Origin of the sequence: Noviherbaspirillum sp. (assembly GCF_035254865.1) — a bacterium.
GTDB lineage: Bacteria > Pseudomonadota > Gammaproteobacteria > Burkholderiales > Burkholderiaceae_D > Noviherbaspirillum.
Window position 1 is genome coordinate 78,006 of sequence record NZ_DATFAF010000010.1, and the last position, 13,641, is coordinate 91,646.

Below are 13,641 nucleotides of genomic sequence, written 5' to 3' on the forward strand. Positions count from 1 at the left end.
AATTGCCGGCAGCTCAAGCTGCCTTGCGACCGTCCCCGCACATCGGGAAGCCCAGCTTCTCGCGGGAATCGTAATACGCTTGCGCAACCGCACGCGACAGGTTGCGGATACGTCCAATGTACGCTGCGCGCTCGGTAACCGAGATCGCGCCACGCGCGTCGAGCAAATTGAAGGTATGCGCGGCTTTCAAGATCATCTCGTAGGCCGGCAAGGCCAGCGGCACTTCCAGCAGGCGCTTGGCTTCGGATTCGTAATTGGAGAACAGCGAGAACAGGAATTCGGTGTTCGAATGCTCGAAGTTGAAGGTCGATTGCTCGACTTCATTCTGATGGAACACGTCGCCGTAGGTCAGGCGTTTGGTCACGCCATGCTCTTCCCATTCGGTCCAGATCAGGTCGTAGACGTTTTCCACGCCCTGCAGATACATCGCGAGGCGCTCGATGCCGTAGGTGATTTCGCCCAGCACCGGTTTGCAGTCGAGGCCGCCGACCTGCTGGAAATAGGTGAACTGCGTGACTTCCATGCCGTTGAGCCAGACCTCCCAGCCCAGGCCCCACGCGCCCAGCGTCGGGTTTTCCCAGTCGTCTTCCACGAAGCGCACATCGTTCTGCTTCAGGTTCAGTCCCAATGCTTCGAGCGAACCGAGATACAAGTCGAGAATGTTTTCCGGCGCCGGTTTCAACACCACCTGGTATTGATAGTAGTGCTGCATGCGGTTCGGGTTTTCGCCATAGCGACCGTCTTTCGGGCGGCGCGAGGGTTGCACATAGGCGGCACGCCACGGCTCCGGCCCGATGGCGCGCAGGAAGGTTGCGGTATGCGAGGTGCCCGCACCGACTTCCATGTCGTAAGGCTGGAGCAGGGCGCAGCCCTGCGCGTCCCAGTACTCCTGCAGCTTCAGAATGACTTGTTGAAATGTTAGCATCGTATGGTTGCCCTCCTGCGCAACTGCCCAGGATGAGGTGAATGGTGGAAACTCGCTAAAACCCTAGATTTTAGCGGTTTTTAGGGGGCTTATGCGCATTGTTGCGCTTGGCGCGCCCCAATAAACGGGCTGCGGCGAGCAGCAAAACCGCAGCCGCGACGGGGATGATATTGCCGAACCGGATATATGGCGTCAGTCCCTGGTAGCCCTGCACGCTGGCCGACAATACGCCGCGCTCGAAAGGCGGGAGGCGGGCGAGGACTTCACCCTTCTGATTGATGACCGCCGTCGCGCCGGTATTCGTTGCGCGCAGCATCGGGCGGCCGGTTTCCAGCGCGCGCATCTGCGATATCTGCAGATGCTGGGGCAAGGCGATCGAGTCGCCGAACCAGGCGATATTCGACAGGTTCAGCAGGATGCTTGCCTGCGGCATGGCGGCCGTTCCGCCCGCGGCGACCTGCGCTGCGATTTCCTCGCCAAACAAATCTTCATAACAGATGTTCGGCAATACCCATTGGTCGCCGACCGCATAGGGCGCTTGCAGCAGTTTGCCGCGGGTGAAATCGCCAAGCGGAATGTGCATCATCTCCACGAACCAGCGCGCACCGAGCGGAATGAATTCACCGAAAGGCACCAGATGATGCTTGTCATAGCGATATGCCGGCGTGGCCGCTTGTGGCGAAAGTCCGATCATGCTGTTGGCATATTGTCCCGGCCCATCGCTGACCGGAATGCCGAGCGCGACATGGCTTTTCGACTTGTCGACAAATGTCGACAGCAAATCAAGGTAGTCCGGCGGCAGTTGACTCGACAGCAGAGGGATGGCCGTTTCGGGTGTAGCGATCAGATCCGCGGGTTGCGCTGAAATCATGTCGTAATACATGGAAAGCGTGGCCTCGATCTGCTCGGGCGCGAACTTCATTTCCTGCGGTACGTTACCTTGCAACAGGCGCACGGAAATCGGGTGCCCGTGTGCGGAGGTCCAATCCACCGATTTCAATCCGAAGCCGGCGGCAAGCAGCATCGCGGCCAGGCCGAGCGGGAGCTTTTTCTCGGGCAGCAATGCGATACACCCTGCAAGCAGACCGGAAATCCAGGCCAGGCCATAGACCCCGACGATGGGCGCGAAACCGGCCAGCGGACTGCTTGTGTGCGCATAGCCGGAACTGATCCAGGGGAATCCGGTGAAGATCCAGCCGCGCATCCACTCGGCCAAGGTCCAGAGCGAAGGGAAGACAAACAACAACGCCACCCAATCCGGCAGGGACCAGCGTTGTTTGAGGCGCGTGCCGCCACCCATTGCGAGCGCGGCGAACAAGCTCAATGCGAAGGCAAGCAGGGCCACCGCGAGGACGGCCATCCATGCGGGCAAGCCGCCATAGCGGTGCATGCTGATGTAGAGCCAATGGAAACCTGCCGCCAGCCAGCCGAAACTGTAGGCCCAACCGATCAGCTGGCCTTGTCTGAATGAGCCGGCGCGTGCCGCCAGCCGAAATGCCAGCGCCAACGTTGCGATCTGCAGCGGCCAGATGCCGAACGGCGCGAAAGCCAGTACGTTGACGGCGCCGGCAATCAGGGCAAGGACGAAGATCAGCGGCGAAGAAGGGACGAAGGAGAAGGGCTTGTTCACGCGGTCGGGAGCGAATGCTTTTGTATTGTTATTGATTGGTCAGACGTTGGCGGGCCGGCCAATCGGCGCGCCGAATCAATCGGCACGCGCACCGCCCCACGTCAGGAAGCAGCTTCCGCTTCCTGCTCCGGAATTTTTTCCACGAGCAGCACATGCACCTGCCGCGCATCGGCGCGCAGCACTTCGAAGCGCAAGCCGTCGATATCGAACACATCACCTTTGCGCGGCACGCGGCCGAGATGATTGGCAACCAGTCCGCCTATCGTGTCGACATCCTCATCCGAAAAATGCGCGCCGAGCGATTCATTGAACTGCCCGATTTCGGTCAGCGCCTTGATGCGCCAGCGCAGTCCGCGTGCACCGTCGCGGACTGGAAGGATGTTGTCCTCTTCCTCGTCGAAATCGTACTCGTCTTCGATATCGCCGACGATTTGCTCCAGCACGTCCTCGATCGTGATCAGGCCGGCAACGCCGCCGTATTCATCGACCACGATGGCCATGTGGTTGCGATTGGCACGAAAGTCGCGCAGCAGCACATTCAGTTGCTTGGATTCCGGAATGAACACCGCAGGGCGCAGCATGTCGCGCACCTCGAAGGATTCTTCCGCATAGTAGCGCAGCAGATCCTTCGCTAGCAAAATGCCCACCACCTTGTCGCGATCACCGTCGATCGCCGGAAAGCGCGAGTGCGCGGTCTCCAGCACCGATGGCAGCCATTCCTCGATGGGCTTGGTGATATCGATGACGTCCATTTGCGGACGCGGCACCATGATGTCGCGCGCGGACAAGTCGGATACCTGGAACACGCCTTCGATCATCGACAGTGCGTCGGCATCGATCAGGTTGCGTTCATGCGCCTCGTGCAGAATCTCGAGAAGCTCGGCGCGATTTTCAGGTTCGGGGGAAATGAGTGCGGTCAGGCGTTCAAACAATGACCGGTGCGGTTTGGTGTCAATGAACTTGTTGGCACCACTAGGGTGATCTTGCATATGGCGGGAAGCCGTCGTTGGAGTTGGGTATAGCATACAACAAATGCGCGTCGAAACTCAAAAAAGCCCGACGCGCATCTTGTTCAAGATCCAATATCAATTGTAGGGATTGGCTTCGCCAAGGCTTGCCAGAATTTCAATCTCAAGCTGCTCCATTTCCGCCGCTTCTTCTTCTGTTTCGTGATCATATCCTTGCGCATGCAGCACGCCATGCACCACGAGATGCGCGGTGTGCGCTTCCACCGATTTCCTTTGTTCCGCGGCTTCGCGCTGCAATACATCGGTGCACAGAATGATGTCGGCCTGCGTTACCTCGCTGTCTTCATCTTCCGTGTAGGCAAAGGTGAGCACATTGGTGGCGTAATCCTTTTCCCGATAATCGCGATTGAGTACTCTGCCTTCTTCGGCATCCACAAAACGGATCGTCAGTTCCGCAGGCGCAAACAATGCGGCCTGCACCCATTGCCGCAACTTGTTGCGTGGAACGATTTCTTTCAGACGTGGATCCGGATACTGGACGGACAAGGAGAGTTTATTTTTGGGCGGCATTTCTGGGGGATGCGCTTTTGGGGGAAGCGGCGGCCTCGTAGGCGTCAACGATGCGCGCAACCAGGGGATGACGCACGACATCGGCGCTTGTAAAGTGAGTGAAGGCAATGCCGCGTACGTTCTTGAGAATCTGAACAGCATCGACCAGGCCGCTCTTCTGCGTGCGCTGCAGGTCGATCTGCGTCACGTCGCCGGTCACGACGGCCTTGCTGCCGAAACCTATGCGGGTCAAAAACATCTTCATCTGCTCCGGCGTCGTATTCTGCGCTTCGTCGAGAATGATGAACGCATGGTTCAAGGTGCGGCCGCGCATGTAGGCCAGCGGCGCGATTTCAATCACTTGCTTCTCGAACATCTTCTGAGTCCGATCGAAGCCAAGCAAATCGTACAGCGCGTCATACAGGGGGCGCAGGTAGGGATCGACTTTCTGGGTCAGGTCGCCCGGCAGAAAGCCAAGCCGTTCGCCGGCTTCCACCGCCGGCCGTGTCAGGACAATACGCTTGACTGCATCGCGCTCCAGCGCGTCGACTGCGCATGCCACGGCAAGATAGGTCTTGCCCGTACCGGCAGGGCCGACACCAAAGGTGACATCGTGTTCAAGGATGGATTTGAGGTACTGATTCTGATGCGGCGTGCGACCCCGCAAATCATGCTTGCGGGTCTTCAATGCAGGACCGACTTCCTCGAGCTCTTCTTCGGACGTTTCGACGTCGCTTTCCTGGCTTACCGCGCGTTGTTCAACCAGCGCCAGTTGAACGTCTTCAACTGAAATCGCCTTGTCGGCAATTTGATAAAAATTTTCCAGCAGCTCGACCGCGCGTGGCCCGTTGCTGCCGCTGATGATGAATTTTTCACCACGGCGAAAGATGGTGACGTCAAGTGCCGCAGAAATCTGGCGAAGATTTTCATCCATCGGTCCGCACAAGTGTGCAAGCCGCTTGTTATCCAGCGGTTCCGGAATGAAATGTTGTGGCTGGGCAGGAATTTTGGTTTTCAAAAGTTGAGTCGACTCTCTTCAGATTCACTGTTTGATGACAAGTTCTCCACGCAGGGAGTGCGGATAGGCGTGCACGATGCTCACGTCGAGCAACTGGCCGACAAGGCGTTTCGCATTCGGCCCGCCGTCGAAATTGACGACGCGATTGTTTTCCGTGCGTCCCTGCAGTTCTTGCGGGTTCTTCTTTGCAGGACCTTCCACCAGGATGCGCTGCACGCTGCCGACCATCTGCTGGCTGATTGCCAGCGTGTTGGCTTCGATGACTTCCTGCAGACGTTGCAGGCGCTTGAGCTTCACTTCATGCGGCGTGTCGTCCGGCAGGTTTGCCGCCGGCGTACCCGGGCGCGGGCTGAATATGAAACTGAAGCTGTGGTCGTAACCGATATCGTTCACCAGCTTCATCAACGATTCGAAATCCGCTTCCGTTTCGCCTGGAAATCCGATGATGAAATCGCTCGTGACAGAAATGTTCGGACGGATTTCACGCAGGCGACGAATCACGGATTTGTACTCCAAGACAGTGTAGCCGCGTTTCATCGCCATCAGAATGCGATCCGAGCCATGCTGCACCGGCAGGTACAGATGGTTGACCAGTTTCGGCACCTTGGCGTAAGTGTCGATCAGGCGTTGCGTAAACTCCTTGGGATGGCTTGTGACGAATCGAATGCGTTCGATGCCCGGAATCTCGGCGACATACTCGATCAGCAGTGCGAAATCCGCAATTTCTCCATCTGCCATTGCGCCACGATAGGCATTGACGTTCTGGCCAAGCAGCGTGATTTCCTTCACGCCTTGTTCCGCCAGGCCGGCCACTTCCGCCAGCACGTCGTCGAAGCGCCGCGAGACTTCCTCGCCGCGGGTATACGGCACTACGCAATAGCTGCAGTACTTGCTGCAGCCTTCCATGATCGAAACAAATGCGGTTGCGCCGTCGACTTTCGCGGGTGGCAGATGGTCGAATTTTTCGATTTCCGGAAAACTGATATCAACCTGTGCATGGCCGGTGGCCTTGCGCTGATGAATCAATTCCGGCAGACGATGCAATGTCTGCGGGCCGAATACCACGTCCACATAAGGCGCGCGCTTGATGATGGCTTCGCCTTCCTGAGAAGCCACGCAACCGCCGACGCCGATCACCAGCCCAGGCTTGGTCAGCTTCAGTTCGCGCAGGCGACCGAGATCGGAAAACACCTTCTCCTGCGCTTTTTCGCGCACGGAGCACGTGTTCAACAGGATCACGTCAGCCTCTTCCGGCGTATCGGCTTTGACGACGCCTTCGGCGGCATTCAGCACGTCTGCCATTTTTTCCGAGTCGTACTCGTTCATCTGGCAGCCGAAGGTTTTGATAAATACTTTTTTCGGCATGAATTATCGGGGCGGGCTATTCGTTTGTTTGGCGAGCGGCTGACGCGCTTCGTCAGCAGTCAGGATCCAGACACGATCGATTTCGCCCTGGTCATTCTCGGTGTAATTGACAACAAAGTTGCTGCCACGAAGCGATGCGGGCATCTGGATCAGGTTGTCCTCGTTCCAGATTCGCGCGCCGGGGGACAGCCGCCGTGCTTTACCCTCGATTTCGATTTGAGGATAGGGGGCGGGGCTCATCGTGCCGCGCTTGGTATTGGTCGGGAACGGTCGGTCAAACGCGAGCGCCGGGAGAGCCATGACAGCAGATAAAAATAACATGAGCAAGCGTCGATGCCGCATCTCACACCCTGTTTTGTTGCAGACGGGGCGGCCATTATAGCACCGGCACCCACCAGGCTTTCGGCGAAGGCGCGGAACTGGGTAGACGAAAACTTTCCTCCAGGCAAGCCGCTTGATACGCATCCACGACATCTCGTAGCGAGAAAAAGTTCGCACAAACGGTTAATCAATTGACAATTATCAAAAACAAAACTATCTTTGCTGCTACTTTTATTGTTTATTTTGCAATTTATTGCAACCTACCACGCCGCCGCACCATACCCCCCGACGGAGCAATTTGATGAAGCTGTTGCATCGACTCCTGCTGGTGTCACTCTCATTTCTGAGCGTCGCTCAAGTCGCGGCAGAACCGCAGGCGCTGCCCAGTAGCGACACGCAGGCCGAGAGGCGCGCATTGCAGGAAATGTATGGCGGTGTGGTCGTGAACCAGACGGTTACCGTTGCCGGCCAGGACTTTTACCAGCAATTCGTCGCGGGATGGCGCGACCGGGCGCTCAGCGAGCGTTATGCGATTTCCATCCACGAACGGCCCTCGGCACGGTGGGGAACCCGGATTTGGATCGAATACGCGCAGCGCCGGATATTTCAGGCCCAGCTTCCGACCGGGCGCGCCGGCATTCGAGCCTTGAGCGATCAAGCCGTGGAAATTGCATATCAGCAAGTGACTGACATCGATGTCGAGCGTCTGTTATTCCGCGACGCGGATCTCGGCGCCGATGAAATATAAAGAAGCGAGGGAGACATGAAGGGTAAGAAAATCGCGTTGCCGTTGGCGACGCATTCCATATTGCTTGCGTCAATCTTGTTGACACTTGGTTGTGCGCAGGCAGGTGAATTGGTCTATACACCGGTCAATCCGAGTTTCGGGGGCAGTCCACTCAACGGCTCTGTGCTGCTTAACGCGGCACAGGCGCAGAACAAGACGAAAGACCCGGACGCCCCTCCGCCGCCGAAGAGCACGCAGCAAAACTCGCTGCAACAATTCAACGATATTCTCGAGCGTTCCGTCCTAAGCCGCCTGGCATCCGCGGCAACCTCGAACATTATCGGCCCCAACGGCCAACTCGTTCCGGGAACGATTAACACCGGAAATTTCTCGATTGAAATTTCCGATCTCGGCGGTGGGCTGTTGCAGGTCACGACGACCGATCGGGTCACCGGAGCAACGACATCCTTCCAAGTGGGGCAGCAATGACGGCCCTACCTGCGAAGCGAAGCAGCAAATTCTGGCTGGTGGCGCTGCTGATGACGGCGTTTTTTTCCGGTTGCACCACGATGCAGCCTCCTTCCAATCCGGTAGCCAACGCCCAACTGGCGCCGGCAACCAAAATCACGCGTGACTTGTCGCGGCTGCCCGAGCCGAAAGGCAAGGTCGTCGCCGCGGTGTATGGCTTCCGCGATCAGACCGGGCAATACAAGCCTTCGCCTGACAGCTCGTTTTCGACCGCGGTCACGCAGGGCGCGGCATCGCTGCTGGTGAAGGCATTGAAGGACTCCGGCTGGTTCACGCCGGTGGAGCGGGAGAACCTGCAGAACCTGCTCACCGAGCGCAAGATCGTTCGTGCCTTGGAAACCCCGCAGGACAAGGGCAGTCCGGCGGTGCACCTGCCTCCTCTCATGCCGGCCACTGTTCTGATCGAAGGCGGAATCGTTGCATACGAAACCAACGTTCGTACCGGAGGTGCCGGCGCACGCTATCTCGGCGTGGGGGGAAAGACACAGTACCGGGTTGACCAGGTCACGGTCAATCTGCGGGCCGTCGACATTCGGACCGGACAGATTCTCAACAGCATTTCCACAACCAAGACGATCTATTCCTACGAGCTCTCCACCGGTGTATTCCGGTTCGTGAATTTCAAGGAATTGCTTGAGCTCGAGGCCGGATACACCCGCAATGAGCCTTCCCAACTGTGCGTAAGAGAGGCGATCGAGGCCGCTGTCGTGCACCTTACTGTGCAAGGCCTGAAAGACAAGGTGTGGGCGCTGAAAGATGAGAAGGATTGGAACTCGCCAGTCCTGCAGGCTTATCTCAAGCAAAACAACGACTACCTGAATCAGATTGAAGACGCGGGACACGAACAGAGCGCTACGGACAGGGAGGGCAAATCATGACAACACAAGGTGTGGCGACGATCCGGTCGTCTATTTTCGCTGCGGCGTTCTTGCTGATGTGCGCGCACACCGGCGCAATCGCGGGGGATCTCGCCCCGGGATCGGAACTGGGCGTCTCGGAACTTGCTGTAGCCGGTGCCAACGGCATGCAAGCGCGGATCGCGCAGACTGGAGAGCAGAATGAAGCGGCCATCAGGCAGCAGGGAGCTTCGCATTCCGGCCAGATTAGTCAAACCGGGATCGCCAACGAGGCGAACACCGTGCAGCTTGGGTACGGGAATCAGTTCGTCCTTACGCAATCCGGCAGCGGCAACGAATTTGAACTGACGCAGGCCGGCCGCGCGAATCAGGCCGTCGTGTCACAAGGCGGCGATGGAAATCACGCCTCCGTCGAGCAGCTCGGAAATTCCAATCTCGTGAATGTCCAGCAAGGTGCACTCAGTCCCAATCTCGCTATCCAGCAGCGCGGCAACGGTCTTGCAGCAAGAGTGATCCAGTATTAAGGGCACTGGATCGCACCAGTTTTTCCGCCCTTTTCTTTAGAGGAGAAAGTAATTGAAAACAAGACTGACAGCATTGGCATTGGCCATCGGTATGGCCTATGCAGCTTCACCGGCATTCGGACAAGCGGTCATCTCGTCGACCGGCACGGGCAATGAGGCCTACATCGAGCAAAACGCCTCTGCGGGCGCATTCGCATCGATCACGCAAACCGGCAACGGCAATATCGCCGGCGTTCCCGGCGCTACGCCGAGCGATCCGGCGGTCGCAACCGGCATCCTGCAAACGAACAGCAACGCAGTGAATGCGGTCGTCGAGCAAAGCGGCAACGCGAATACGGCGAGCATCACTCAAGACACAGCCACAAACAGCAATGCGGCTTCCAGCCAGTCCGGCAACAATAACCTGGCAACGACGTCGCAAACCGGCGCCACACAGAGCTCTCTGGTTATCCAGTCCGGCAACGGCAACAACGCCTCCGTGACGCAAAGCGGCGCGAATCAGACCGCATCGGTGAGCACCACCAATTCGACCAACGGCAGCGCGACAATCAACCAGACGGATGGCCTGACCACCGGTAACGCCGCTTCCATCACGCAGGACTGGGTATGGAATCAAGCCGCCACGATCAACCAGTCCGGCAACAACCAAAGCGCAACCATTACGCAAAACGTCGGATCGAAAGAAGGCAGCGCGACCGTGGCGCAGTCCGGCGAGGGGCATACCGCGAACGTTGTACAAACCAACACCTGGTTCAGCCATGCGTCGGTGACTCAAGTCGATTCCCAGAACACCGCCAGTGTGACGCAGGGTCCTCTGGCTGATGCCAGCACGGCGACCGTCTTCCAATCCGGTAATAGCCAAAATGCCACGATCGATCAGTCCGGCGGCACGGTATCCGCGGGCGGCGGCTCTATCCAGGGTGACTATCAGGCCACGATCACGCAGTCGGGTGGTTACAACAACACAGCAACCGTTGCTCAATCCAATGGCTACCACGACATCGCGACGATCAATCAAATCGGCACGCACAACCAGGTCGCCACCGTGACTCAGTCTGGCAATGAAAACAATGCTACCGTCACGCAAACCGGTGGTTCGCATGACGGCAGCGCGACGGTCACCCAATCCGGCCACAGCAATACGGCAAACGTGCTGCAAACGGATACGTGGTACAGCAATGCCTACGTAACGCAAGCGGGCTCGTTCAACAGCGCGAATCTCACGCAGGGCGGTCTTGCTGACTCCAGCACGGCAACGATCAACCAGTCCGGCAACAATAATGCTGCGACTGTCCAGCAAAGCGGCGGTACGGTATACCCGGGTGGCGGCTCTGTTCAAGGCCTGTACCAGGCATCTGTGACGCAAAACGGTGACAACAACACTGCTAACGTGTCGCAAACGAACGGCTATAACGATGTCGCAAGCGTGAGCCAGGATGGCATCTTGAATGCGGCATCGATTACGCAGAACAGCGCGTCCAACTCCCTGGCCCAAATCAGCCAGGGCGGGAACAACAACGAAGCGCTGATCGGCCAATCCGGCGGTAATGCCCTGACAGGCAACATCACGCAGACCGGTGACTGGAGCTATGCGAACATTGCCCAGGCTGGCAATGGCAGCCTGGCTACTATCGTCCAGAACGGTGACGGCACAAGCTTCGCTGCTCGTAACACCGCGGCAATTCTGCAGACTGGCAACGGCTTTGTGGCTTCGATCAGCCAATCAGGCAATACCAATCATGCGGCTGTCTGGCAGCACTAATCTTTTCTAACGCAGGAAAAGAGAAAGGCGGGCGAACTTTCGCTCGCCTTTCAATATCATTGAGTTCAAGGAGGCCGTGATGGCTGCTGACGCAAACTTGCAGGTTTGGCTCGATACACAGGCCAACATGGGGCAGACCCTTCTGGTTCCCTATGTGAAGAGTGTGACCGACAGGCAGATCAATTTCCGTCTTGACGTGATTCAGCGAGGCAGCGGCGGAACATCCCGTATCAGTCAACAGGGGCTGGTCAAGGCCACGGCGAAGGCGCCTACATCCCTGGGGCGCGTGGCACTGGGCGTGCAGGCCAATGCGGAATGCAGCGTCGAGCTCGAGTTAAAAGAGAACGGAACCGAACTCGGCGTCTACCATTTCGATTGCCCTCGTTAAGGCGTCTTGCGTTTCTCTTGATGTTCAACCTGAATCATATCGTTCGGCTGCAGTAACGCGGCTCGGCAAAGACGCTCCATCTCGAGAGCCCATTGTGCGGCGGCCACGCCCTGCTGGTCGATGAGCAGGAGATAGCGTCTTCCTCCCCATATGGACAGGTACAGCGCCCTCACGGTATCGGCACTGGTGCGCCGCGGAAGATCGGTGCACGCATCGATTGCCGCAATCCACTTTGCGGAAAGTTCGTCATATACGCGGCGATGATGCTTTTGCTCGGCAATCTGGTTTTCAAGAGCGAGCATTTCGGAATCGAAATAAGGCAATTCGGCGACGTCGATGCCGCAGGTGAGCCGTACCAGCTGTTGTATGCGCTGCTCCCAGGATGCTGTGGGAGGCGCGATGACTTGTCTGTCGATTTCCTCCAGCAATACATCGATGCAGTGACGCACATAACCCGAGAGCAGCGCATGCTTGTTCGGAAAATATTCGTACAAGGTCCCCACTGATACACCGGTTTCAAGAGCGACTGCGCGCGTCGTGACGCCTTCCCATCCGTGCTTGCACCAAATCCGAACAAAGGCGTCATAAATCGCCTGCACGGTGAACTTTGCCCGTGCCTGTAATGGTCGCTTCAGGGGCTTCACCCGAGTCTTTCGCCCGGCATTCTGGTTTCCGAACCCGGAGGAAGGGCGGCGCGGATACATTGGAGACATCGACCTGTAACTGAAAAAGGAGAACGAAATGTCGGATGCAATGACTGTAACACGACTGCTGACCCGCAAGGACGCCCTGAACGAAAGCCGGGTGGATTCGACCCGGATTCTCCTGCCGTTACTGGACGGGGAGGTGCTGCTCAAGATCGACCGCGTCGCGATCACGACCAACAATATCACCTACGCGGCGTTCGGCGACGCGATGCAATATTGGGAATTCTTTCCGACTCATTGCGAGGGCTGGGGACATATGCCGGTCTGGGGATTTGCCGAGGTGGTCCTGTCGGAAGCGGAGGGTGTAGAGGTTGGAGAGCGCTTTTACGGCTATTTCCCGATTGCCAGCCATATCAAGATGCAGGCCGATCGAGTTAGCAAGCGCGGATTCTATGACGTTTCGAAACATCGCCAGGCTCTGGTTTCGGCCTATAACCAATACACGCGTTGCAGTAACGATCCCGCCTATGTGCGAGAAAACGAGAATTACCAGATGATTGTGCGTCCCTTGTTCATCACCTCGTTCATGGGCGCCGATTTTCTGCAGGACAACAAGTTCTTTGGGGCCCGGCAGATTCTCATTTCCAGTGCGTCGAGCAAGACTGCATATGGCACCGCGTTTTGCCTGCATGAGAAATACGATGTCGAATTGATCGGACTGACTTCGCGCGGCAACCGGGCGTTTGTGGACAGCCTAGGGTGCTACCACCGCAGCGCGGTCTACGAGGAGGTGACCACGATGAGCAAGAACACGCCGACCCTGTACATGGATTTCTCTGGCAATGAAGCCTTGCGCGCGACGATACATCACCATTTCGGCGACGCGCTGACTTACGACTGCTTTGCCGGCTCCGCACAGAATACGAATTTTTTGCGCGACACCGCCTTGCCCGGCCCGAAGCCGCGACTCTACTTTGCGCCAGTGCAGATTCGCAAGCGTAACGAGGATTGGGGGCATGATGTCGTCAACCAGCGCTTCAACGAGGCCCAGCTCGATTTCGTCCGACGCGTCAGCGATCGGCAAAATCCCTGGATGGAAGTCACCGAGACCCGCGGCTACGCAGGCGCGCAAGCCCTTATCGCTGAAATGCATGCCGGCCGCATCGATCCCCGCAAAGGACATGTCCTTGTGCTTTGATTGACTTGGCGGGTCGGCGGATGGCCCCATGTAAATCTCCGGAAGAGGCACCTTCTGCCAAGCTTGTGATAATGGCATGCTTGTTTTAGGGGCATGCCCCCAAGCCGCCCCCTAAAATACCGGATGTCAACGAACTTGACTGGGCCTGGAAAAATGAAAAACCCGCATTCTCGCTTTGAGAGATGCGGGTTTTTTAATGTCCTTGGATTCCCAAAAACATGTATTTGGTGGGAT

15 protein-coding genes are annotated in these 13,641 nt (G+C 57.5%); 7 read left to right on the forward strand and 8 right to left on the reverse strand.

The genetic code is table 11. The annotated features are described in order from the left end of the window. Window positions 1–13: 13 nt before the first annotated feature. The 7 genes from glyQ to VJ651_RS03000 all read right to left on the reverse strand — a co-directional run bounded on the left by glyQ (window position 14) and on the right by VJ651_RS03000 (window position 6,776). Complete coding sequence (gene glyQ, locus VJ651_RS02970) at window positions 14–925, reverse strand: glycine--tRNA ligase subunit alpha (protein WP_324105988.1); 912 nt, start codon at window positions 923–925, stop codon at window positions 14–16. Window positions 926–995: 70 nt separating this feature from the next. Continuing rightward, window positions 996–2,555, reverse strand: a complete 1,560-nt coding sequence (gene lnt, locus VJ651_RS02975) for an apolipoprotein N-acyltransferase (RefSeq protein ID WP_324105989.1) — start codon at window positions 2,553–2,555, stop codon at window positions 996–998. A gap of 101 nt (window positions 2,556–2,656) precedes the next feature. After that, entirely contained in the window at window positions 2,657–3,544 is an 888-nt protein-coding gene (locus VJ651_RS02980) for an HlyC/CorC family transporter (protein WP_324105990.1), read from the reverse strand. Window positions 3,545–3,640: 96 nt separating this feature from the next. Then, entirely contained in the window at window positions 3,641–4,093 is a 453-nt protein-coding gene (gene ybeY / locus VJ651_RS02985; RefSeq protein ID WP_324105991.1) for an rRNA maturation RNase YbeY, read from the reverse strand. Further along, window positions 4,077–5,090: a PhoH family protein gene (locus VJ651_RS02990; RefSeq protein WP_324105992.1), complete on the reverse strand. Its 1,014-nt coding sequence runs from the start codon at window positions 5,088–5,090 to the stop codon at window positions 4,077–4,079. Before VJ651_RS02990 ends, ybeY begins: the two co-directional genes overlap by 17 nt. 24 nt (window positions 5,091–5,114) lie before the next feature. After that, on the reverse strand, window positions 5,115–6,455 hold the full coding sequence (gene miaB, locus VJ651_RS02995) for a tRNA (N6-isopentenyl adenosine(37)-C2)-methylthiotransferase MiaB (protein ID WP_324105993.1): 1,341 nt from the start codon (window positions 6,453–6,455) through the stop codon (window positions 5,115–5,117). A 3-nt stretch (window positions 6,456–6,458) separates the two neighbouring features. Next, window positions 6,459–6,776: a hypothetical protein gene (locus VJ651_RS03000; RefSeq protein WP_324105994.1), complete on the reverse strand. Its 318-nt coding sequence runs from the start codon at window positions 6,774–6,776 to the stop codon at window positions 6,459–6,461. 301 nt (window positions 6,777–7,077) lie between these two features. Between VJ651_RS03000 and VJ651_RS03005 the strand changes: the two genes are divergently transcribed. The 6 genes from VJ651_RS03005 (at window position 7,078) to csgH (ending at window position 11,562) form a co-directional block, all read left to right on the forward strand. Further along, window positions 7,078–7,524: a CsgE family curli-type amyloid fiber assembly protein gene (locus tag VJ651_RS03005; protein ID WP_324105995.1), complete on the forward strand. Its 447-nt coding sequence runs from the start codon at window positions 7,078–7,080 to the stop codon at window positions 7,522–7,524. A 15-nt stretch (window positions 7,525–7,539) separates the two neighbouring features. Further along, a complete protein-coding gene (locus tag VJ651_RS03010; RefSeq protein WP_324105996.1) occupies window positions 7,540–7,992 on the forward strand; it encodes a curli assembly protein CsgF in 453 nt (150 codons plus the stop codon). Further along, window positions 7,989–8,909, forward strand: a complete 921-nt coding sequence (locus VJ651_RS03015; RefSeq protein WP_414691296.1) for a CsgG/HfaB family protein — start codon at window positions 7,989–7,991, stop codon at window positions 8,907–8,909. The genes VJ651_RS03010 and VJ651_RS03015 overlap by 4 nt, the downstream gene beginning before the upstream one ends. After that, a complete protein-coding gene (locus VJ651_RS03020) occupies window positions 8,906–9,412 on the forward strand; it encodes a hypothetical protein (protein WP_324105997.1) in 507 nt (168 codons plus the stop codon). Before VJ651_RS03015 ends, VJ651_RS03020 begins: the two co-directional genes overlap by 4 nt. Window positions 9,413–9,464: 52 nt before the next feature. Continuing rightward, window positions 9,465–11,174: a hypothetical protein gene (locus VJ651_RS03025; RefSeq protein WP_324105998.1), complete on the forward strand. Its 1,710-nt coding sequence runs from the start codon at window positions 9,465–9,467 to the stop codon at window positions 11,172–11,174. A 79-nt stretch (window positions 11,175–11,253) separates the two neighbouring features. Beyond that, window positions 11,254–11,562, forward strand: coding sequence for a curli-like amyloid fiber formation chaperone CsgH (csgH, locus tag VJ651_RS03030; protein WP_324105999.1), 309 nt, complete (start codon window positions 11,254–11,256; stop codon window positions 11,560–11,562). Here csgH and VJ651_RS03035 read toward each other — a convergent pair. Then, window positions 11,559–12,266, reverse strand: a complete 708-nt coding sequence (locus VJ651_RS03035; RefSeq protein ID WP_324106000.1) for a TetR/AcrR family transcriptional regulator — start codon at window positions 12,264–12,266, stop codon at window positions 11,559–11,561. The genes csgH and VJ651_RS03035 overlap by 4 nt on opposite strands. A 37-nt stretch (window positions 12,267–12,303) precedes the next feature. On the opposite strand from VJ651_RS03035, the gene VJ651_RS03040 reads away from it, so the two are divergent. Next, on the forward strand, window positions 12,304–13,407 hold the full coding sequence (locus VJ651_RS03040) for a DUF2855 family protein (protein ID WP_324106001.1): 1,104 nt from the start codon (window positions 12,304–12,306) through the stop codon (window positions 13,405–13,407). Window positions 13,408–13,641: the final 234 nt, after the last annotated feature.